This is a genomic window from Micromonospora sp. NPDC003776 (assembly GCF_053605645.1).
Genome location: NZ_JBSGJR010000973.1, coordinates 1 through 1,182 on the forward strand (window position 1 = coordinate 1; position 1,182 = coordinate 1,182).

Sequence of the window (1,182 nt, forward strand, 5' to 3'; positions counted from 1 at the left end):
ACACCACCAGCGGCAACCCGGTCGCCGTGTTCGGTCCGCAGACCGGCTACTTCGCCCCGCAACTGCTCATGCTCCAGGAGTTGCAGGGCCCGGGCCCCCGCCGTCCTGCTCGATGAAGCCGAAGCCCTTTTCCGAGTTGAACCACTTGACCGTGCCGGTTGCCATGCGTCTCTCCCTGTTCAAAGCGGGTGAGCACCGGCCGCGGCCGGTGATCGCCCTGTACTTTCCCGACAGTAACCGGCCGAACGGCGATCCGCTGGCGGAAGTGGCGGCGCGCCCTCCGCGAATACCCACCGAGCGGGAAAATGGCCCCGACTCGGCCCGGGGCGGGGCATGCTTGCCCCGGTGAGGGAACAGACGGCGCTGGCCGACCTGGAACGGGAGATCGCCACGCCCGGCGGGGGCATGGACAGGCTCCGGCTGGCGGCCACGCCGTTCGTGCCGGAGGTCCGGCTGCACCTGGCCGAGGACGCCATCCTCTGGTGGGCCCGGATGGAGGCGGCGGCCGGCCGGCCCCTGCCGCCGCCGTACTGGGCCTCGGTCTGGGCCGGCGGACAGGCCCTCGCCCGCCACCTGCTGGACCACCCCGAGCTGGCCGCCGGCCGACGGGTGCTCGACCTCGCCAGCGGCTCCGGGCTGGTGGCCATCGCCGCCGCGCTCGCCGGGGCCGACCGGGTGGCCGCCAACGACGTCGACCCGTACGCGGTCGCCGCCGTCACGGTCAACGCGCGCGCCAACGGGGTGGCCGTGGCCGCCACCGGCGGTGACCTGCTGGACGATCCGGTCGACGCGGACCTGCTGCTGGCCGGGGACGTGCTCTACGACGCCGACCTCGCCGCCCGGGTGCTGCCGTTCCTGCAACGGGCCGCCGACCGGGGCACCCAGGTGCTGGTCGGCGACCCGGACCGGGGGCACCTGCCGCCGGACCGGCTGGAGTTGGTGGCGAGCTACCCGGTGCCCACCACCGAGCCCTCGGTGGACTCCCCGGTACGCCGGGTGCACGTGCTGCGCCCCCGTTGACCGGGCCGCCGGTCGGGGGTGACCCCTAGCAGTGATCAGGGTCGGATAGGGGATCGAGCCCGATGCGTCCACGCCAGGTGTGACCTCCGTCCCCGACGGGCACACAGGGAAGGCAGGGCCCGAGAAGGGTGTTGCACGATAGGTGAGCAACCGAAGAGAGTG

The 1,182-nt window shown here is 73.4% G+C and carries 1 protein-coding gene and 2 pseudogenes; 2 read left to right on the top strand and 1 reads right to left on the bottom strand.

The window, feature by feature from the left end; genetic code table 11:
* Positions 1–95: pseudogene (locus ACWEVO_RS36815) on the top strand (penicillin acylase family protein); the annotation flags it as partial.
* Between the two features lies 1 nt (position 96).
* Here ACWEVO_RS36815 and ACWEVO_RS36820 read toward each other — a convergent pair.
* A pseudogene (locus ACWEVO_RS36820) lies at positions 97–165 on the bottom strand (cold-shock protein); the annotation flags it as partial.
* 240 nt (positions 166–405) lie between these two features.
* Here ACWEVO_RS36820 and ACWEVO_RS36825 point away from each other — a divergent pair.
* Complete coding sequence (locus ACWEVO_RS36825; protein ID WP_452311996.1) at positions 406–1,020, top strand: class I SAM-dependent methyltransferase; 615 nt, start codon at positions 406–408, stop codon at positions 1,018–1,020.
* Positions 1,021–1,182 lie beyond the last annotated feature (162 nt).

Bases quoted from the DNA above. Each gene is read 5' to 3' on its own strand.
- ACWEVO_RS36825 (WP_452311996.1), top strand. From the start codon at position 406: ATGGACAGGCTCCGGCTGGCGGCCACGCCGTTCGTGCCGGAGGTCCGG.